The 17270-nt window shown below is 69.3% G+C and carries 18 protein-coding genes; 4 read left to right on the top strand and 14 right to left on the bottom strand.

Annotation, left to right across the window (positions count from 1 at the left end; all coding sequences use genetic code 11):
* Window positions 1–3: 3 nt before the first annotated feature.
* The 11 genes from BW949_RS06525 to leuC form a co-directional block, all read right to left on the bottom strand.
* Window positions 4–1527 (bottom strand): TadA family conjugal transfer-associated ATPase, encoded by a 1524-nt coding sequence (locus BW949_RS06525; protein WP_076364241.1) that lies wholly within the window; start codon window positions 1525–1527, stop codon window positions 4–6.
* 25 nt (window positions 1528–1552) lie between these two features.
* Window positions 1553–2815: a CpaE/TadZ family protein gene (locus BW949_RS06530; protein ID WP_076364875.1), complete on the bottom strand. Its 1263-nt coding sequence runs from the start codon at window positions 2813–2815 to the stop codon at window positions 1553–1555.
* 270 nt (window positions 2816–3085) lie between these two features.
* Window positions 3086–3763: an OmpA family protein gene (locus tag BW949_RS06535; RefSeq protein WP_083947619.1), complete on the bottom strand. Its 678-nt coding sequence runs from the start codon at window positions 3761–3763 to the stop codon at window positions 3086–3088.
* 4 nt (window positions 3764–3767) lie between these two features.
* A complete protein-coding gene (locus tag BW949_RS06540) occupies window positions 3768–5162 on the bottom strand; it encodes a type II and III secretion system protein family protein (RefSeq protein ID WP_076364243.1) in 1395 nt (464 codons plus the stop codon).
* Window positions 5163–5519: 357 nt separating this feature from the next.
* Entirely contained in the window at window positions 5520–6392 is an 873-nt protein-coding gene (gene cpaB, locus BW949_RS06545) for a Flp pilus assembly protein CpaB (RefSeq protein ID WP_076364245.1), read from the bottom strand.
* A gap of 104 nt (window positions 6393–6496) precedes the next feature.
* Window positions 6497–6697: a hypothetical protein gene (locus BW949_RS06550; protein WP_076364246.1), complete on the bottom strand. Its 201-nt coding sequence runs from the start codon at window positions 6695–6697 to the stop codon at window positions 6497–6499.
* Window positions 6698–6824: 127 nt separating this feature from the next.
* On the bottom strand, window positions 6825–7019 hold the full coding sequence (locus BW949_RS06555) for a hypothetical protein (protein WP_076364879.1): 195 nt from the start codon (window positions 7017–7019) through the stop codon (window positions 6825–6827).
* 177 nt (window positions 7020–7196) lie between these two features.
* Complete coding sequence (locus BW949_RS06560) at window positions 7197–8447, bottom strand: endonuclease/exonuclease/phosphatase family protein (RefSeq protein ID WP_076364248.1); 1251 nt, start codon at window positions 8445–8447, stop codon at window positions 7197–7199.
* A gap of 44 nt (window positions 8448–8491) precedes the next feature.
* Window positions 8492–9328: a hypothetical protein gene (locus BW949_RS06565; protein ID WP_076364250.1), complete on the bottom strand. Its 837-nt coding sequence runs from the start codon at window positions 9326–9328 to the stop codon at window positions 8492–8494.
* A 444-nt stretch (window positions 9329–9772) separates the two neighbouring features.
* Window positions 9773–10378: a 3-isopropylmalate dehydratase small subunit gene (gene leuD / locus BW949_RS06570; protein WP_076364252.1), complete on the bottom strand. Its 606-nt coding sequence runs from the start codon at window positions 10376–10378 to the stop codon at window positions 9773–9775.
* A 150-nt stretch (window positions 10379–10528) separates the two neighbouring features.
* Window positions 10529–11935 carry a 3-isopropylmalate dehydratase large subunit gene (gene leuC / locus BW949_RS06575; RefSeq protein ID WP_076364254.1) on the bottom strand — a complete coding sequence of 469 codons (1407 nt, stop codon included), beginning with the start codon at window positions 11933–11935 and terminating at the stop codon, window positions 10529–10531.
* 283 nt (window positions 11936–12218) lie between these two features.
* On the opposite strand from leuC, the gene BW949_RS06580 reads away from it, so the two are divergent.
* Window positions 12219–12896, top strand: coding sequence for an SOUL family heme-binding protein (locus BW949_RS06580; RefSeq protein ID WP_076364256.1), 678 nt, complete (start codon window positions 12219–12221; stop codon window positions 12894–12896).
* A gap of 137 nt (window positions 12897–13033) precedes the next feature.
* Window positions 13034–13795, top strand: coding sequence for an SDR family NAD(P)-dependent oxidoreductase (locus BW949_RS06585; protein WP_076364258.1), 762 nt, complete (start codon window positions 13034–13036; stop codon window positions 13793–13795).
* A 27-nt stretch (window positions 13796–13822) separates the two neighbouring features.
* Here the strand turns inward: BW949_RS06585 and BW949_RS06590 are convergent, their stop codons facing one another.
* Both BW949_RS06590 and BW949_RS06595 read right to left on the bottom strand, forming a co-directional pair.
* Window positions 13823–14311 carry an NUDIX hydrolase gene (locus tag BW949_RS06590; protein WP_076364260.1) on the bottom strand — a complete coding sequence of 163 codons (489 nt, stop codon included), beginning with the start codon at window positions 14309–14311 and terminating at the stop codon, window positions 13823–13825.
* 26 nt (window positions 14312–14337) lie between these two features.
* Window positions 14338–14604: a hypothetical protein gene (locus tag BW949_RS06595; RefSeq protein WP_076364262.1), complete on the bottom strand. Its 267-nt coding sequence runs from the start codon at window positions 14602–14604 to the stop codon at window positions 14338–14340.
* A 349-nt stretch (window positions 14605–14953) separates the two neighbouring features.
* Between BW949_RS06595 and BW949_RS06600 the strand changes: the two genes are divergently transcribed.
* The gene (locus BW949_RS06600) at window positions 14954–15943 is read left to right on the top strand and encodes an NAD(P)H-binding protein (RefSeq protein WP_076364264.1); all 990 of its coding nucleotides are present in this window, start codon (window positions 14954–14956) and stop codon (window positions 15941–15943) included.
* Between the two features lie 25 nt (window positions 15944–15968).
* Here the strand turns inward: BW949_RS06600 and BW949_RS06605 are convergent, their stop codons facing one another.
* Window positions 15969–16163, bottom strand: coding sequence for a YjiS-like domain-containing protein (locus BW949_RS06605; protein WP_076364266.1), 195 nt, complete (start codon window positions 16161–16163; stop codon window positions 15969–15971).
* Window positions 16164–16234: 71 nt separating this feature from the next.
* On the opposite strand from BW949_RS06605, the gene BW949_RS06610 reads away from it, so the two are divergent.
* Window positions 16235–17200: a LysR substrate-binding domain-containing protein gene (locus BW949_RS06610; protein ID WP_076364268.1), complete on the top strand. Its 966-nt coding sequence runs from the start codon at window positions 16235–16237 to the stop codon at window positions 17198–17200.
* The last annotated feature ends 70 nt before the right edge of the window (window positions 17201–17270 follow it).

Here is a 17270-nt window from a genome sequence, read left to right on the forward strand (position 1 = left end):
GGCCTAGCCCCCCACGGGTTCATAGATCTTGGCCGGCAGGTCATAGCCCCACTGGCGGAAGCGGTCGGCGTAATGCGACCGCACGCCGGTCGCGGTGAAGCGGCCGATGATCTTGCCGTCTGGCGCCAACCCCATGCGTTCGTAGCGAAAGATCTCCTGCATCGAGATGACCTCGCCCTCCATGCCGGTGATCTCGGTGATCGACACCATCCGGCGCGCGCCGTCCTGAAGGCGCGAGGCCTGCACGATCAGGTTGACGGCGCTGGCGATCTGGCTGCGCACGGCCTTGATCGGCATCTCGATGCCCGACATGGCGATCATGTTTTCCAGCCGCGAGACACCGTCGCGCGCCGAGTTGGCGTGGATCGTGGTCATCGAGCCGTCGTGGCCGGTGTTCATGGCCTGAAGCATGTCGATGACCTCCTCGCCGCGGGTCTCGCCGACGATGATGCGGTCGGGGCGCATCCGCAGGGCGTTGCGCAGACAGTCGCGCTGGGTCACCGCGCCCTTGCCCTCGACGTTGGGGGGGCGGCTTTCCATGCGGCCGACATGGGTCTGTTGCAGCTGGAGTTCGGCGGTGTCCTCGATGGTCAGGATGCGTTCGGAATTGTCGATGAACGAGGACAGCGCGTTGAGCGTGGTGGTCTTGCCCGAGCCCGTCCCGCCCGAGACGATGATGTTGAGACGCGTGGCCACCGCCGCCTGAAGATAGGCGGCCATTTCCTCGGTGAAGGCGCCGAACTTGACCAGATCGTCAATGCCCAGCTTGTCCTTCTTGAATTTCCGGATCGAGACCAGGCTGCCGTCCACGGCGATCGGCGGCACCATGGCGTTGAAGCGCGACCCGTCGGCCAGGCGCGCGTCGACATAGGGGTTCGATTCGTCCACCCGCCGGCCCACGGCCGACACGATCTTGTCGATGATCCGCAGCAGGTGCTTTTCATCCTTGAAGGTGGTGTCGGTCAGTTCGAGCTTGCCCGAGCGTTCCACGAAGACCTGCTGGGGGCCGTTGACCAGAATGTCGTTGACGGTCTCGTCCTTGAGAAGCGGCTCCAGCGGGCCAAGGCCCATCACCTCGTCGTAGAGATCCTGATTGAGGATCGAGCGTTCCGAGGAATTGAGCACCACCGACATCTCGCCCAGCGCTTCGGCGGTGATCGCGGCGATCTCGGCGCGCAATTCGCTTTCCGAGGCCCGTTCCAGCGCGGCAAGGTTCAGGTTCTCGAGCAGCCGGCGATGCAGCTCGACCTTGATCTCGCCCATCTTTTCCTTGCGCTTGCGCTCCTTGTCCGTGGGTGCGACGCGCGCGGCGGCGTTTTGCGGCGCCACGCGGCGCATCAACACGGGTTCGGCGGCGGCCGGCTGTGTGCCCTGCTGGGGCGCGGCAGGGGCTGCCGTGGCGGGCTTGGGCGCGGGCGCGGCGGCGGCCGGTGCCGGTGCGGGCCGGGGGGCCGCGGGCGTGCCGGCGGGCGTCGCGGCGGAACGCGGGGTCTGGCCGGCGCCGGCCTTCTTGTAGCGCGAGAACATCGGGCGCGTTCCTTTCGGGTGGCGGTCAGGCGCGGGCGGTTTCGGCCGCGCGGTTCAGGTCGTGAATGGATTTGGCCAGCTTCTGGATTTCCTTGCGCAGCGGCGCCTTCGCCGCCGTCTCGGCCAGCGGCAGGCCGTGGTCATTGGCCTGGGTGACGGTCTTGCCGCCCTCGGGAAGCTGCACCTCGATCGAGATGTCGAGACTTTCGGCCAGCCGCCGCACCCGCCCCTTCGAGGTCAGGTCGGTGAAGCCCGGCGCGCGGTTCAGCACATAGCGCAGCTTCTCGGCCGGCAGCCCCTCGGCGCGCAGCGCGCGGATCATCCGCAGCGCGTTCTGCGCCGAACGCATGTCCAGTTCGAGCAGCGCGAAATAGACATGCGCCATGTTCAGCACGGTTTCCGTCCAGGCGATGACCGTGGTCGGCATGTCGATGACGACGAAATCGAAATTCGCCTGCGCCATGGCGATGATGCGGGTCACGTCCTCGGGGCCGACAAGGTCGAGCGGCAGCATGTCGGCCGGCGCGGTCAGCACCGACAGCCGGTCGTTGAAGGTGACCAGGGCCTGACGGAAGCTTTCGGCATCCATGCGCGCGGTGTCGTTGAGAAGCTCGAACACCGCCTCGCGGCGCGGCAGGTCCAGATAGGTCGAGGCCGATCCATACTGGAAGTCCAGATCCAGAAGGCAGACCTTGGGCGGGGCCTTCTTGTCGATATTGGCCAGCTCCCAGGCCAGGTTGACGGCAAAGGTGGTGGCCCCGGCGCCCCCGGCCAGCCCATGGACGGGCAGCACCACGCCGTCATGGCCGCCGCCCTGCGTCCGGGGGGCGTTCGGGGCGGGGGTGTCGGGATGATATTCGGGGATCGGCGTTGCGGGATGCGACAGCCGCTCGATCGCCTCGTGCAGCGCGCCTTCGGGCAGGGGATAGGGCACGAAATCGGCCGCCCCCTGGCGCAGCAGCTGATGCAGCGCGATCGGGCTCAGTTCCTCGGCGATCAGGATCACGCGGATGCCGCGCTCGCGCGCCGTCGAGATGATGCCCGAGATCCGCGCGAGATCGCCCTCGTCCTCTTCGTTGACGGCGATGGCGATGAACTTCAGGCTCTCGGCTTCGGGCTGGGTGAGGAAGATCACCGCATCCTCGAGCGTGAGATCGCCCCAGGCTTCGCCCAGCTCGGCCTCCATGTCCTCGATCAGAAGCTCGAATTCGGCCACGTCGCGCGACACGGTGCAGGCGACGACCGGCGCCGGTTCGGGCGGATCGGATTGCAAGACTGCTGCGGTCATGGCCGGGTGTCCCCGCATTGGGAGAGGGTTCCCCGGCTCTTGCTCGTGCCTGTCATCTCTGAACTCGCTCATACGGATAAGCTTCTGCCTTTTCAGGCGCGACTCGCACTGCGGGCCATACCTGCCGAGGGTTAATCTCCCGGCCAATCTTGACGACATTGGGGCTAAAAAATCGTAATTATGCGGTCATCCTTCCACGATGAACGCAATCGGGCGGGCCTTGTTTCCAAGGTCCGCCCGGTTCCATCTTCAAATCGCCGGAATGTTGGATCAGTCGCTGGACTGGATCACCAGCTCCTGCCCCGACCGCTGTTTCCAGGTGCCGCTTTCCACATATTCGCGGAAGATAAGCTGGGCATATTTCCCGTTCAGAAGCTGGGGCTTGCGGCTCACGAAGCCCGACACTTCGGTGACGGTGCGGCGGTTGCGCAGCTCGGGCTGCTGGGTGAAGATCAGCGGCTGCGTCTCGCCGAAGGAGACCACCGCCTCGAGCCGGCTGCGCGAGATCCCGCGCGCGGCCAGGTAATTGACCACCGCGCGGGCCCGGCGCAGCCCCAGCTGCTTGTTGTAGGCGTTCGAGCCGACAAGGTCGGTGTGGCCGTAGACGCGGAAGCGGATCTCGGGGAACTGGCGGATCCAGTTGGCCTGCCGGTCCAGCGCGGCGCGGGCGGTGCCGTCCAGAACCGCGCTGTCGAAGGCGAAATTGACGGTGTTGGGCACTTCGGCGGCGAAGCGGTTGTTCATGTTCACGGCGAAATCGCGCAGCCCGGACTGGACCAGCGCGTTGTTCATCGTGGAATTCCCGAAGCTGCCGGTATCGAGTTCGGCGCCGACCTCGCGGGTCGAACAGCCGGCGGCAAGGGCCAGCACGGCCAGAAGGGCCAGCGCGCGACGCGGCAGGGCCCGCCGGGAAGGCTGGGACAGGCGGATCTGGGGCAGGCGGATCATGCGCTCATTCCATCACATAGCCGTAGGAGCCGCTGTAATCCTGCCGGGCCACTTCGCCGGCGGCGCCCGCGGGCTTGGCCGTGCGTCCGAACAGGAACAGGTCGCTTTCCGAAGGCAGGCGCACGCGGTCGGTGGGCAGCGCCAGTGCCTCGCCGCGGGTGGGCGTGACCAGATGCGGCGTGACGATGATGACCAGTTCGGATTGCTTGCGTTCGAAGGCGGCCGATCGGAACAGCGCCCCCAGGATCGGGACATCGCCCAGCCAGGGGATCTGGTTGTTCAGGTCGTTGAAATCGTCCTGGAGAAGGCCCGCGATGGCAAAGCTCTCGCCGTCGCGCATCTCGACCGTGGTCTGGGCGTCGCGCCGCTTGAAGGCGTTGACCGAGAAGCCGCCCGATTGCATCGTGACCGAGGTGTCGATGGCCGAGACCGCGGTGCGGATCTCGAGGTTGACCAGATCGCCGTCGACCACGCGGGGCACGAACACCATTTCCACGCCGAAGGGCTTGTATTCGATGGCAACGCCGTCGTTGGTGACAACCGGAATGGGATATTCGCCGCCGGCCAGGAACTTGGCCTCCTGCCCGGACAGGGCGGTCAGGTTGGGTTCGGCCAGGGTGCGGACCATGCCCTTGGATTCCAGCGCCTCGAGGATGACGCCCAGGCCCACCTCGCCGATGGTGAAGCCCGCGCCGATGCCGCCCAGGCTGTCCGAACCCAGCGTGAGGCCGGTCTTGTCGAAGATGCCGGTCATGCCGGCGGTGTTGTTCGTCACCCCGCGCAGATAGCCGTCCGAACCGCTGGAGCCGATCCCGAGCGAGGCCGACAGGTTCTTGGAGACCGAGCGCTGCATCTCGGCGAAACGGACCTTGAGCATGACCTGCTGGGTGCCGCCCACGGTCAGCAGGTTCGACACCCGTTCGGGGGCGTAGCGCTGGGCCAGTTCCAGCGCGCGGTCGAGCTTCGCGGCCGAGGACACGGTGCCCGACAGCACGATGCCGTCATTGGCGGTGCGGACCTCGATCTGTTCGCCCGGCAGGATCTGGCGCAGGCGTTCCTTGAATTCGGCAATATCGGGCGAGACCTGCACCTCGACATGCGACAAGAGGTTCCCGTCCGGGCCCAGAACGGTCATTGTGGTGCGTCCGGGGAGCTTGCCCAGCACATAGATCGACCGATCCGAAAGCGTGGTGATATCGGCGATGCCGGGGTTGGCAATGGAGATTTCCGCGAAGGGTTGATCGCTTTCCACCACCACGGCGCGATTCATCGGCACCGAGAGCGGGCTGCGGGTCGAGCCCGAGAGCACGCGCAGGCTTTCCGCCAGAACCGGCGCGGCCGCAAGCGTCAACACGCTGGCTCCCAAGAGGCAAGCCCCTAGAAATGCTCGAACTTTCATTGTGATCCTGCCTCTCCGATCACCTGCATCATTCGGGTCTGCTGCCCGGCCTGCCCCGTTTTTCGGGTCAAATTTCGGCAACAATGCGCGACAAAGCCCTTTTTTGCAAGAATCAACCGCCGGGCGGGCTGCATTAACCAATTACTGTGCTTTGTGTGTAGGCGCCGCTGCGGGGGGCCGGAAAGAGGGGGCGGCGGAGCGGGCAGGGGCCCCATGCACAAAGGCCGCCCGCAAGGGGCGGCCTTTGGCAGGGACAGGCGGCGCGACGGGGTGCGGTGCGCCGTGCGTCCCCTGGTGCGCGCCGCGCCCGGTCCGGTGGCGGAAAGGGGCGGCGCGCCGGGAACAGTCGGGGCAAGATCAGTTGGTGCAGGGGATCTCGCTCATGACGACCTCGCCGCCCTTGCGCATGCGCACGGTGCAGACCTCGGGGCCCTTTTCCTCGACGGCCTGGACCGTCTCGATGCCCAGAAGCGCGTTGCGGTCCACCTCGATGGCGCCCACCTCGGCGGTGTCACGGTTGCCCACCAGCGACAGCGTCAGACGCCCGGTGGCCTGCGCCAGGGTCAGGGCCGCGGCCTGTTCGGGGGTCACCTCGGCGGTGACGGTGCGCGCCAGGATGGTTTCCTCGGTGCGGTCGGCGTCGGCGCTCTGGTCGATGGCGATCAGGCGCAGGTTGGAATCGATCAGCTTGGTGACCTCGCGGTCGCCCGACCGGCCATACCAGTAGACGTCCACGCGGTCGCCGGGGCGCAGGAAGCCCGACACCCCCGAGGTCACGTCGACCGAGATGGTGAAGGCGCGCATGTTGGGCGACAGGTTGGCCATGATCCCGGCATCGACACCGGGCTCGGTGATCTTGCTGGCCAGGATCGGCTCGTTCTTGGACAGCGAGCGCAGCGTGGCGCGCGGGCGCGTCTCGCCGGGCTGGAACACGGCCGGGAACTGGGCAGGATCGACGCCCTCGGGAGGCACGATCCCCAGGAAGGCGCCTTCGGGGGCATGGCCCGCCTGCACCTTGATGACGCCCAGATCCTCGGGGCGGAAGCGTTCGCCATAGGCCAGGGGGTGGCGCGCCACCACCATGTCCACGAGCGGCGTCGCATTGGCCTGTGCGGCCAGCAGCATGTCGCGTTCCACCTGCGCCTGGGCAATGTAGCCCTGCGTCATGTGAACCGCGAAACCTGCCAGCGCCACCCCGACCAGCAGGACCACGGCAAAGATCATTCGCATTGCATCACCCCTTGACTTCGGCCGGGCGCGGCGGTGCGCCCCGTGCCGTTTGCTGTCCTTGGCCTTCCCACAAGGCCCCTGTTCGTCCCGAAACGAGCGTCGCCTCAGAACGTCGGGTCGATCGACGTCGTGCTCATGTGCGCGGCCACCTTGTTGCGCACCGTTCCAAGCTCGGGATAGAGCACGCCGGCCACGGCGACCCCCAATCCCAGAAGCGCGGCGGTCAGAACGACCCAATCCACCGTCACGGCGCCGTCCTCGGCCCCGCGGAATGCCGCGGCGCGACGCCCGGCATGGCGCCACATGTCGGCACGCGTATGCGCGCCGGTCTCGGGTCTTCTGACCATGGTGCCTGTCTCCGGTTCCGGAGGGGGCCGAGCCCCGTCTGTGAAGGCCGGGCTTTGCCCCGCCGGGAAATGCGGGCGCGCCGGATCAGAAGCCCGTCACCAGCGTCGTGTTGGCCAGATAGCTCGACACCTTCAGCGCCAGCGTGCCGGTCCCGGCGCGCACGACATCCAGAACCGCAATCCCCAGCCCCGCGACCGCCGCCGTCAGCACGACCCAATCCACCGTCACGGCCCCGTCTTCCTCGTCACGCAGGAACCGCGCAAGGTTCTCAAGTAGCATCATCATCTTCACCCTCTTTCCCCGCCCGAGCGTTCTGCCGTCAGATGGCGGGGCACCTTGCGTCATTACGCCCGGCAAACGTGGCGGTAATTGGGCAAGCGGGGCGCGAGGGGCGGAATCCCCGGCTTGCGGCGGGGAGGGCGGCGGGGCGCGGTTCCGGGCTGTCAACAATGGGGCTCAGTGCAGGGAAATGTCGACCCAGACAAGACGATGACGTCCGGCCAGGGCCACGGTTTTTGCCCAGCCCTTAAGGAAACCCGATTCGTTGTTAACCTTGGTGGTGGTCTCCGGGCCGCGCCGTGGCGCGATTTCGGCAGCCTCTGAGCGGGATTCTGAGGGGGCTGCCCCGGCGGTGTCGGCGGGCCAGAGAACCCCCGCCTGCACCACGCGCAGCCCGGCCGAGGGCAGCACCAGATCCACGCGGTTGAAGCCGGGGCGGCGCGGTGCGCCCCAATCCACGGTCGCGCAGGCGGGAGTGCCGCTCTCGGGGGCGCTGCTCTGGGGCATCTCGGCGCGCCGGGCCGCGGCAAGGGCGCCGGGGCTGCCGGGGCGGGGGTCGCGCAGCCGCGGATCGGCCAGAAGGGCCGCCAGCGCCGCGGGGCGCCCGGTGCCGTCGCCCGGATCGAGATTGGCATTTCCCAGCAGCACGAAGGGCTCTGGCGCGGGGCGCTGCGGCAGGTCGCCGTCCAGATAGCGCAGCCAGAAGGCGGCCTCATCGTGGTTGCGCCGGCCGTTGCGGTCCTCGGGGCCATCGAAGAGCGGCGGCGTCGCGGCCCAGGCCCACAGATGCAGCCGCCCCGCCGGCGTGCGCAGCGCCACGTCCCAATGCCCGGCCGACGACAGCCGCTGGATCTCGGCCGCGCCTTCGGGCAGCGCTGCGCCGTCGATCAGCGCGCCGGGCAGGTCGCGCCACAGAAAGGCCGAGAAATCACGGCTGGCTTCGGCGTCGATGGGCCACCGCGACAGGAGCGCCATCCCCCCGTCCCCGGTGAAGCGGCCATAGCCCTGGGCGTCGCGGGCCTCGTCCAGCCGGCCGTTGCCGTCGATATCGAGGCCGGTGGGCACGCCGGTGTTGGGGCGGGGCGCGAACCGGAACGGATAGTCGCGCCCCATCTCGCCCAGCCGCGCGACCAGCGCCGTCAGCGCCCAGCCGCCGTCGTCCCAGTCGATCCCGGTCAGCAACAGCACATCGGCCCGCGCCGCCGCGATCACGCGCAGGGCGGCTTCGGTCTCGGGGCTCTGTTTCTCGATGTCGCGCAGAAGAAGGCCGGGGCCACGCCGGCTGAGGGCCGCGCCATAGGTGGCGACGCGCAGCGTGCCGGCGTCCGGGGCGGGGGGGATTGCATCCGGGGCGGTGGGCGGCAGCGGGCAATCCGCGGGAGGGGATGTGAGGTCCGACGCGGGTGCCGCCCAGGGCAGAAACGCCACCCAGGCGGCCAGAAACGCCCGCGCGAAGCCGGGGCGCAGGCCGCTCAGGCGTGCACGAAGCCGCCCTCGTCCGCGCGGGCGCGCGCGCGGCGCTTGTTCTCGATCAGCGTCGCAATGCGGCCCATGGCAATGCCGCGCATGAAGACGCTGGCAGGCAGGAAGGCCCATGCCGTCACCGTCCAGATCATCGTCTGTTCCGAGGCCAGTGTAACAGGCTCGAACGCATCCGCACCCGCCTTGAGCAGCGCCGGGATCACGAAGGGCAACAGAAAGCCCAGCCCGACGTTGATCGCCGCATCCCGCCGCAGCCGGTCGACGACATCGCCGCCCGCCGTCGGATCGAAGGTCGGCAGGTTCACCCAGACGTTGAACCCCCCGGCATTGGTGGGCCAGCCCAGCAGGCGCAGGATGATGACGAAATAGCCCAGCGTGATGAGCGACACGATATAGGCCAGCCCCGCCGCCGAGCGCACCAGTTCCAGATGCGCAGCCGGCGTGTCGGCGGGCAGCATCAGCGTCAGCAGCCGCACCGGGGAATAGGGAAAGTCGATCGAGGCCACCACCGCGCGTCCCGTCACCTCGACCAGCCGCGTCAGCGTGCTGGGCTCGGTCTGGCCCGCAGCCAGCGCCGACAGCAGCAGCACCGTCACCAGCAGCGAGACATAGCGGATGCGGTTGAAGGGGGGGGCGTGGCGGAACTCGATCAGCCCCGGATAGACCGAGGCATATTCGAAGAAGGTCAGCACCGCCGCGAACAACGCGATCAGCGCCACGACCTGCGTGCTGTCGGCGCTCATGCCCGGCAAGATCAGCGCGGGAAGCGCGATCACCAGCGCAACCAGCCACGCGCGCACGAATGCACCTGCGATACGAGAAATCACGGCTCGATCCTCTGCTCTGCCCGGAGGCGATACGTTGCCGCCCCCGTGGTCCCGGACAGGCCGATTGTGGCGGCCCGCCGCATTTCTGCCCAAATTCTGCCCATTTTCACTCCCTCGGGCAACGCTCGATTAAGGTTAATGCTTTCAATCGGGCGATTTCGGGAAGGAAGTGGTGCAGCACCGCATCAATTTTGGTGCAAGAAAAAGGCCGCCTCGGCGCGCGTGCCGGGGCGGCCCAAGATGTTGTGTGCGAAGGCGATTGTCCGGCTATCGGAAGGGGCGGCCACGCTGTCGCCCGGAATCGGCCCGCTCCGGGGCGCCGGTCTGGCGCACTCTGGCGCCCATCGGCCCCCCCCCGGCGCGGCTGCGCCCATCCGACCGCCCGGCGCGGCTGCGCCCTTCAGCCCCCCGGCGCGGCTGCGCCCGTCAGCCCCGCAGCGCCCGTCAGACCCAGGGCCGCGATTGCGCCTGTGCGGCCTCGAAGCTGTCGATCGCGGCCACCTTCTCGAGCGTCAGCCCGATGTCGTCCAGCCCGTTGAGCAGGCAATGCTTCTTGAACGGGTCGATGTCGAAGCCGAAGCTCTGCCCGTCCGAGGTGGTCACCGTCTGCGCCGCCAGATCCACGGTCATGCGCGCGTTCTCGCCCTTGCGCGCGTCGTCCATCAGGACGTCGACCGCCTCCTTGGGCAGGGCCACGGGCAGGATGCCGTTCTTGAAGCAGTTGTTGTAGAAGATGTCGGCAAACGAGGTCGAGATCACGCAGCGGATGCCGAAATCCAGCAGCGCCCAGGGCGCATGCTCGCGCGAGGAACCGCAGCCGAAGTTGTCGCCGGCCACGATGATCTCGGCCTTGCGATAGGCGGGCTGGTTCAGCACGAAATCGGGGATCTCGTTGCCCTCGGAATCATAGCGCATCTCGTCGAAGAGGTTCACGCCCAGGCCGGTCCGCTTGATGGTCTTCAGGAACTGCTTGGGGATGATCATGTCGGTGTCGATGTTGACCAGCGGCATGGGCGCCGCGATGCCGGTCAGGGTGGTGAACTTGTCCATTTGGAACTCCTTGCCGCTTCGGGGCCGCCTCGTTGGGGCGGCGGGCTGTCTGCTGGGGGCCGTGACCCCGGCCACGCGGGTGGGGCCGGGGGGCGAGCCTTGGGCGCGGCGGCGGGCGGGGCGCCGCAGCCGCGCGTCACATGTCGCGCGTCACATCACGTCGCGCACATCGACCAGATGGCCGGCGACACCGGCCGCGGCGGCCATCACCGGGCTCATCAGATGGGTACGCCCGCCCCGGCCCATGCGGCCCTCGAAGTTGCGGTTCGAGGTGGCCGCGCAGCGTTCGCCGGGGGTCAGCTGGTCGGGGTTCATGCCCAGGCACATCGAGCAGCCCGCAAGCCGCCATTCCAGACCCGCATCCTTGAAGATCTGGTCGAGACCCTCTTCCTCGGCCTGCGCCCGCACGAGGCCCGAGCCCGGCACGACCATGCCGCGCACGCCCGGCGCCAGTTTCTTGCCCTTCAGGATCTCGGCCGCGGCGCGCAGATCCTCGATCCGGCCGTTGGTGCACGAGCCGATGAACACCGCGTCGATGGTGATGTCGGTCAGCTTCATGCCCGGCGTCAGGCCCATGTAATCCAGGCTGCGGCGGGCGGCCTCGACCTTGCCGCCCTCGAAATCCTCGGGGGCGGGAACGGTCTTCGAGATCCCCAGCACGTCCTCGGGGCTGGTGCCCCAGGTCACGACGGGCTCGATGTCCTCGGCGCGCAGGGTGATGACCTTGTCGAAATGCGCGCCCTCGTCGGTGAAGAGCGTCTTCCACCAGGCCAGCGCGGCCTCCCAGGCGGCGCCCTTGGGCGCGTGCGGGCGGCCCTTCACATAGTCAAAGGTCTTTTCGTCCGGCGCGATCAGGCCGGCCCGGGCGCCGCCCTCGATGGCCATGTTGCAGACCGTCATGCGGCCTTCCATCGACAGATCGCGGATCGCCTCGCCGCAATATTCGATGACATGGCCGGTGCCGCCGGCGGTGCCGGTGGCGCCGATCACGGCCAGCGTGATGTCCTTGGCGGTGACGCCCGGACGCAGCTTGCCGGTGATCTCGACCTTCATGTTCCTGGATTTCTTCTGGATCAGCGTCTGGGTGGCCAGCACATGCTCGACCTCCGAGGTGCCGATCCCGTGCGCCAGCGCGCCAAAGGCGCCATGCGTCGCGGTGTGGCTGTCGCCGCAGACCACGGTCATGCCGGGCAGGGTCCAGCCCTGTTCGGGGCCGACGATATGCACGATGCCCTGGCGGATGTCGGACACCGGGTAATAGTTGATGCCGAAGTCGCGCGCGTTCTTGTCCAGCGCATCGACCTGGATGCGGCTTTCCTCGTTGTCGATGCCGTTCTCGCGGCCCTCGGTCGTGGGCACGTTGTGGTCCGGCACGGCGATGGTGCGCTCGGGGCTGCGCACGGCGCGGCCGGTCATGCGCAGGCCCTCGAAGGCCTGCGGGCTGGTCACCTCATGGACCAGGTGGCGGTCGATATAAAGAAGGCTGGTCCCGTCTTCGGAGGTGTCGACGACATGGGCGTCCCAGATCTTGTCATAGAGGGTCTTGGGGGCAGTCATGGCTTGATCCCGCAGATGTAGCTGATGGAAGGGGGCCGGACGCAGCCGGCCAGGCGCCGCGCCCAAGGGCGCGATCCGCCGTCAGAGGCGTGCAAGGACGGACCGGCTCTCGGCCGAAAAGCGCCAGGGCAGGCGCGCGCGGTCATCCATGTCGAAAAAGCGCATCATGGCGTCCTGATACGCGGGATCGTGCGTTCAGGCAATACGGCCTTGCGTGCTAGGCTGCGACGGTGGGGCGCAAAGTCGGCGCCCACATGTCCGCAGCCGAAAGGGAGGGAATGCGATGGTCTGGCGACTTCTGGTGGTGATCGTGGTGCTGGTTCTGGCGGTGGGGCTCTTGCGCGCCGAGGCGGGGGCGCCCCCGCCCGCGGGCGTGCCGCTCTACAAGGGCTACGAGACCCAGCCCTATCGGGTCGAACGCAGCCTGGGCGCGGCCGAGATCCGCGCCTATGGCCCGTCGGTCGTGGCCGAGGTGGCGGTGCGCGGCCCCCGCGCCACCGCCGCCAGCCGCGGCTTTCGCATCCTGGCGGGCTATATCTTCGGCCAGAACACCCGCGGCGCCGAGATCGCCATGACCGCCCCCGCCGAGGTCGAGCCCCGCCGCCCCGACGGCACCCGCATCGCCATGACCACGCCGGTGGCAATGGCGGGGCGGCTGTCGGACCCGCAGGCGGTCTGGACCATCCGCTTCACCCTGCCGGCACAATGGACGCTGGCCGATCTGCCGCGTCCGCGCGACGCGCATGTGCGCCTGGCCGAACGGCCCGCGCGCCGGGTGCTGGTGCTGCGCTTTGCCGGTGCGCCGGGCGACGCGCTTCTGGCCGAGAAGGCCGCCGAGATCACCGCCCTGGCCCGCGCGCAGGGCTTGCATGCCGCGGGCCCGGTCGAGTTCCAGTTCTATGACCCGCCGCTGACCCTGCCCTTCAATCGCCGCAACGAAGCCGTCCTGCCGCTGCGCTGACCTTCGTTCCCCTCCCGCCCGTGCCCCTCCCGCCCGTGCCCCTCCCGCCCGTGACGGCGCGTCTTCCGAACCGGCGCCGCATTGACAGCCCCCGCGCGCTCTCGCACCCTCGGCGCCGGAGAGAGGGAGGAACACGCATGGATATTCAGGGACTGGCCGCCATTGTCACCGGGGGCGCCTCGGGGCTGGGCGCGGCCACGGCCGGGCTTCTGGCGGCCGAGGGCGCCAAGGTGGCAATCCTCGATTACAACGCCGCCGCCGCCGAGGAGATGGCCGCGCGCATCGGCGGGGTCGGGATCGGCTGCGATGTCTCGGACGGGGCGTCGGTCGCAGAGGCCTTCGCGCGGGCCACGGCCGCCCATGGGCCGGCGCGCATCCTGGTCAATTGCGCGGGCGTCGCCCCGGCGCAGAAGATTCTGGGCCGGTCGGGGGTCATGCCGCTTGAGGATTTCGCGCGCACGATCGGCGTCAACCTGATCGGCAGCTTCGCCACGCTGCGGCTGTTCTTCGAGGCGGCCGCGGGCCTTGAGTCCCTGCCCACGGGCGAGCGCGGCGTGGTCGTCAACACCGCCTCGATCGCCGCCTACGAGGGGCAGGTGGGCCAGACCGCCTATGCCGCCTCGAAGGGGGGGGTCGTGGGGCTGACGCTGCCCGCCGCGCGCGAGGGCGCAAGCCTTGGCATCCGCGTCTGCACCATCGCGCCGGGCATCTTCGAGACGGCGATGCTGAAGGGCCTGCCCGAAGCCGCGCAGGAAAGCCTTGGCCAGTCGGTCCCGTTCCCGCCGCGGCTGGGCCGGCCCGAGGAATACGCCCGCCTCGTGCGCTTCATCGTCGAGAACGAGATGCTGAACGGCGAGACCATCCGCCTGGACGGTGCGCTGCGGATGGGCGCGCGCTGATCGGGGGCGCCGGTCGGGGGAGGGGTCTCAGAACCGCCCCGCCCCCAGCGCCAGCGCGCGCGCCAGCACCCGGTCGACATCGCGGTGAAGCGCGCGCGCCCCGGCCAGCACGTCGGCCACCGGCACCCATTCGGCGGCCGCGGCATCGTCGCCCGCGCGCAACTCGCCGCCCGCATGACGGCAGAGCACGGCATCCAGCGTGAACCGGTGGGTGATGGCGCCCGCGCCGTCGCGCGCCTCGACCGCCACCCGGTCAAAGGCGCACAGCGCCCAGGCCCGAAGGCCGGTTTCCTCGGCCAGCTCGCGGCGGGCATTGCCCAGCGCGCTTTCGCCCGGTTCGCGCTTGCCGCCGGGAAAGCCCCACATCCCCACATCGGGCGGATTGCGCCGCTGGACCAGAAGCACCCGGTCTGCGCGCACCATCACCGCAATGGCGGCGGGCACGGGCAGCGGTTCGCCTTGCGCGGCGGCCGGGACGACGTGCACCTCCGAGGGGCGCAGCTTCGGGGGGGTCATCTCAGGGGGGCTCAACTCAGGGCGGCTCACTTCGGCGTCTCGCAGGGGCCGTCGGATCGCAGGCCCGGACAACGCCCGCGCGGGGCGGGGCGGCGGCACGCCCCCTCGTCGCGGCAATCGGGGAAGTTGCAGGCGATCCGTTCCAGCTCGTCGGCCATGGCGATCAGCTGCGGATCGCCCGAGCGGCGCAGCTCGGGAAGCGCCGAGATCACCTTGCAGGTCAGTGTCAGATGATGGTGGATCAGGCGGCCGACATGGCGCGCGGGCGGGAAGAACGTGTGGAGGTGGGGCATTCCTTCCTCGCGGGTTCTGGCACCGGGCAGAAGGGGGCCAGGGTGCTGGTGCCAAGGCTTCGGAGCGCGTGCTCTGCCCGTAACGGGGCCGGACCACGGCGGTGCGGCAGCGGGCGGATGTCGCCGTCGGCGCAGGCGTCCGGATGGACGCCATCTAGCACCATTCTTGACCCTTCGCTCAAGTCTCTTCCTGCCCTTGCGGGGCCAGGACGGGCAGAATCCGGGGCTGCTGAGACGAAAGACAGCATGCGCGGCCCGCCATCCCCCCTTCATGCGCCCCCGTTCGCCGCCTAGACTGCGCGCGAAACGCCCCCCTCCGGCGGCCCCCTCAGGCAAGGACAAGACAGGAATGACCGAACTTTCGCCCACCCCCCGGCGCGTCTTCATGCTGGGCGCGACCGGCACCATCGGCCGCGCCACCACGGCGGCGCTTCTGGCGCGCGGGCATCAGGTCGTGTGCTTCCTGCGCCCCGGCGCCGCGGGCGATCCGCGCCGCGGCCTGCCCGAAGGGGTCGAGCTGCGCTTCGGCGACGTGACCGACGACGCCTCGTTGCGCGCCGACGGGTTCCGGGGCGAGACCTTCGATGCGGTGGTGTCGTGCCTGGCCTCGCGCAGCGGCGCCCCGCGCGACGCCTGGGCCATCGACCACGCCGCCCATTCCAGGGTGCTGGCGGCGGCGCGCGCATCCGGGGTGACGCAATTCGTGCTCCTGTCCGCGATCTGCGTGCAAAAACCGCTGCTGGCCTTCCAGCAGGCCAAGCTGGCCTTCGAGGCCGAATTGCAGGCCTCGGGGCTGGGCTGGTCGATCGTGCGCCCCACGGCGTTCTTCAAGTCGCTCTCGGGGCAGATGCGGCGGCTGCGCGCGGGCAAGCCCTTCCTGGTGTTCGGCGATGGCCGGCTGACCGCCTGCAAGCCGATCAGCGACGCCGATCTGGGCACCTTCATCGCCGAATGTCTGGACGACCCCGCGCGCCAGAACCGCATCCTGCCGGTGGGCGGGCCGGGGGCCGCGATCACGCCGCGCGAACAGGGCGAGATGATGTTCCGCGCGCTGGGGGTCGAACCGAAGTTCCGCCAGGTGCCGGTGGCCATGATCGACACGATCATCGCCGTGCTGAGCCTTCTGGGCAAGGTCTCGCCGCGGTTGCGCGACAAGGCCGAGCTGGCGCGGATCGGGCGTTATTACGCCACCGAATCCATGCTGCTGTGGGACGCGGAGGCGGGGCGCTATGACGCCGAGGCCACGCCCTCGGCCGGGTCCGACACGCTCGAGGAGTTCTACCGGAAGCTGGCCCGCGGCGAGGAAACCGTCGATCTGGGCGAACACGCCGTCTTCTGAGCCATGGTTTTCTGAGCAAAGGGGCTCAGTGCCAGAAGGGCCGCGCGGCCTCGCGCCGGGCTTCGGGCGCGCTCAGCCCGATGTCGCGCAGCTGGTCCGGGCCCAGCCGCGCCAGCGCGCGCCGGGTGGCCCGGGTGCGCCGCCAGCGCGCCAGATGCCGGAGAAGCCGCCGCAGAAGGCGACGAGAGAGCGAATGCGGGAGGGTGATTTCTTGTGCCATGAGATCTTTTCCCGCATGCTGGCGCCCATGAAAAACGATGATTTCTGGCATTTCATGTCAGGAAAACGCACATGAAACGTGGCCGGCTGCCGCTCAATGCCCTGCGCGCCTTCGAGGCGACGATGCGGCATGGCCAGATGCGGCTGGCGGCCGATGAACTGGGCGTCACCCACAGCGCCGTCAGCCGGCAGGTGCGCCTGCTCGAGAAGATGCTGGGGCTGGCGCTTTTCGAGGGGCCGCGCAACCGGCTGGTGCCCACCGCCGCCGCGCAGGCGCTGCAACCGGCGCTGGCGGCCGCCTTCGACGGCCTCGAGGAGGCCGTGCGGCGGGTGATGCAGAACGAACGCCGCGCGCTCGACCTGTCCTGTCTCAGCACGCTGGCGATGCGCTGGCTGATCCCGCGGCTGGTGGGGTTTCAGGCGCGCCATCCGGGGATCGAGGTCCGGCTGACCGCCGATGACGGGCCGGTGGATTTCGCGCGCCAGCGGCTGGATGTGGCGATCCGGGTGGGCGCCGGGCCCTGGGGCGCGGCCGAGGTCACGCGGCTTTTTCCCGATCGGGCGGGGCCGGTGCTCAGCCCCGCGCTGCTGCCGCCGGGCGGGCTGGCCGATCCGGCGGATCTTCTTGCCCTGCCGATCCTGCACACGCGCACCCGCCCCGGCGCCTGGGCCGCGTGGTGCCGGGATGCGGGGTGCGGGGGGGCAGATTTGGCGCCCCCCGCGGGCGGGCGGAGCTTTGAGCATTTCTATTTCATGCTCGAGGCCGCCACCGCCGGGATCGGTGTTGCCATCGCTCCCGAGGTTCTGGTGCGCGACGATCTGGCCGCGGGGCGCCTGATCGCGCCGTTCGGCTTTCTACTCACGGGGCAGGACTATGTGGCCCTGCGCCCCGCCCGCGCCCCCGCTGATGCCGCGACCGCGGCTTTCGTCGACTGGCTGGCGCAGGAGGCCGCCGCCCCCGGCACGTCTGCCCCCGATACGTTGGCCCCCGATACGCTGGCCCCCGACTCGCTTGCCTCGGGGGGCGCATTTCCCTAGGGAGGGCGCTCCCTCGGGCGTGCCGCCTGCGCCTGCGCGCGCGCGCCCCGAGGTCCGGCCCTCAAGCCCT

Origin of the sequence: Phaeovulum vinaykumarii (assembly GCF_900156695.1) — a bacterium.
Classification (GTDB): Bacteria; Pseudomonadota; Alphaproteobacteria; order Rhodobacterales; family Rhodobacteraceae; genus Bieblia_A; species Bieblia_A vinaykumarii.

What these genes read in the sequence shown, in the direction of transcription:
- BW949_RS06610 (WP_076364268.1), top strand. Translation starts at nt 16,235, where the DNA reads ATGAAACGTGGCCGGCTGCCGCTCAATGCCCTGCGCGCCTTCGAGGCG.
- BW949_RS06540 (WP_076364243.1), bottom strand. Translation starts at nt 5,162, where the DNA reads ATGAAAGTTCGAGCATTTCTAGGGGCTTGCCTCTTGGGAGCCAGCGTG.
- BW949_RS06535 (WP_083947619.1), bottom strand. Translation starts at nt 3,763, where the DNA reads ATGATCCGCCTGCCCCAGATCCGCCTGTCCCAGCCTTCCCGGCGGGCC.
- BW949_RS06590 (WP_076364260.1), bottom strand. Translation starts at nt 14,311, where the DNA reads ATGACCCCCCCGAAGCTGCGCCCCTCGGAGGTGCACGTCGTCCCGGCC.
- BW949_RS06600 (WP_076364264.1), top strand. Translation starts at nt 14,954, where the DNA reads ATGACCGAACTTTCGCCCACCCCCCGGCGCGTCTTCATGCTGGGCGCG.
- leuD (WP_076364252.1), bottom strand. Translation starts at nt 10,378, where the DNA reads ATGGACAAGTTCACCACCCTGACCGGCATCGCGGCGCCCATGCCGCTG.
- BW949_RS06530 (WP_076364875.1), bottom strand. Translation starts at nt 2,815, where the DNA reads ATGACCGCAGCAGTCTTGCAATCCGATCCGCCCGAACCGGCGCCGGTC.
- BW949_RS06555 (WP_076364879.1), bottom strand. Translation starts at nt 7,019, where the DNA reads ATGCTACTTGAGAACCTTGCGCGGTTCCTGCGTGACGAGGAAGACGGG.
- BW949_RS06595 (WP_076364262.1), bottom strand. Translation starts at nt 14,604, where the DNA reads ATGCCCCACCTCCACACGTTCTTCCCGCCCGCGCGCCATGTCGGCCGC.
- BW949_RS06525 (WP_076364241.1), bottom strand. Translation starts at nt 1,527, where the DNA reads ATGTTCTCGCGCTACAAGAAGGCCGGCGCCGGCCAGACCCCGCGTTCC.
- BW949_RS06585 (WP_076364258.1), top strand. Translation starts at nt 13,034, where the DNA reads ATGGATATTCAGGGACTGGCCGCCATTGTCACCGGGGGCGCCTCGGGG.
- BW949_RS06605 (WP_076364266.1), bottom strand. Translation starts at nt 16,163, where the DNA reads ATGGCACAAGAAATCACCCTCCCGCATTCGCTCTCTCGTCGCCTTCTG.
- BW949_RS06580 (WP_076364256.1), top strand. Translation starts at nt 12,219, where the DNA reads ATGGTCTGGCGACTTCTGGTGGTGATCGTGGTGCTGGTTCTGGCGGTG.
- leuC (WP_076364254.1), bottom strand. Translation starts at nt 11,935, where the DNA reads ATGACTGCCCCCAAGACCCTCTATGACAAGATCTGGGACGCCCATGTC.
- BW949_RS06550 (WP_076364246.1), bottom strand. Translation starts at nt 6,697, where the DNA reads ATGTGGCGCCATGCCGGGCGTCGCGCCGCGGCATTCCGCGGGGCCGAG.
- cpaB (WP_076364245.1), bottom strand. Translation starts at nt 6,392, where the DNA reads ATGCGAATGATCTTTGCCGTGGTCCTGCTGGTCGGGGTGGCGCTGGCA.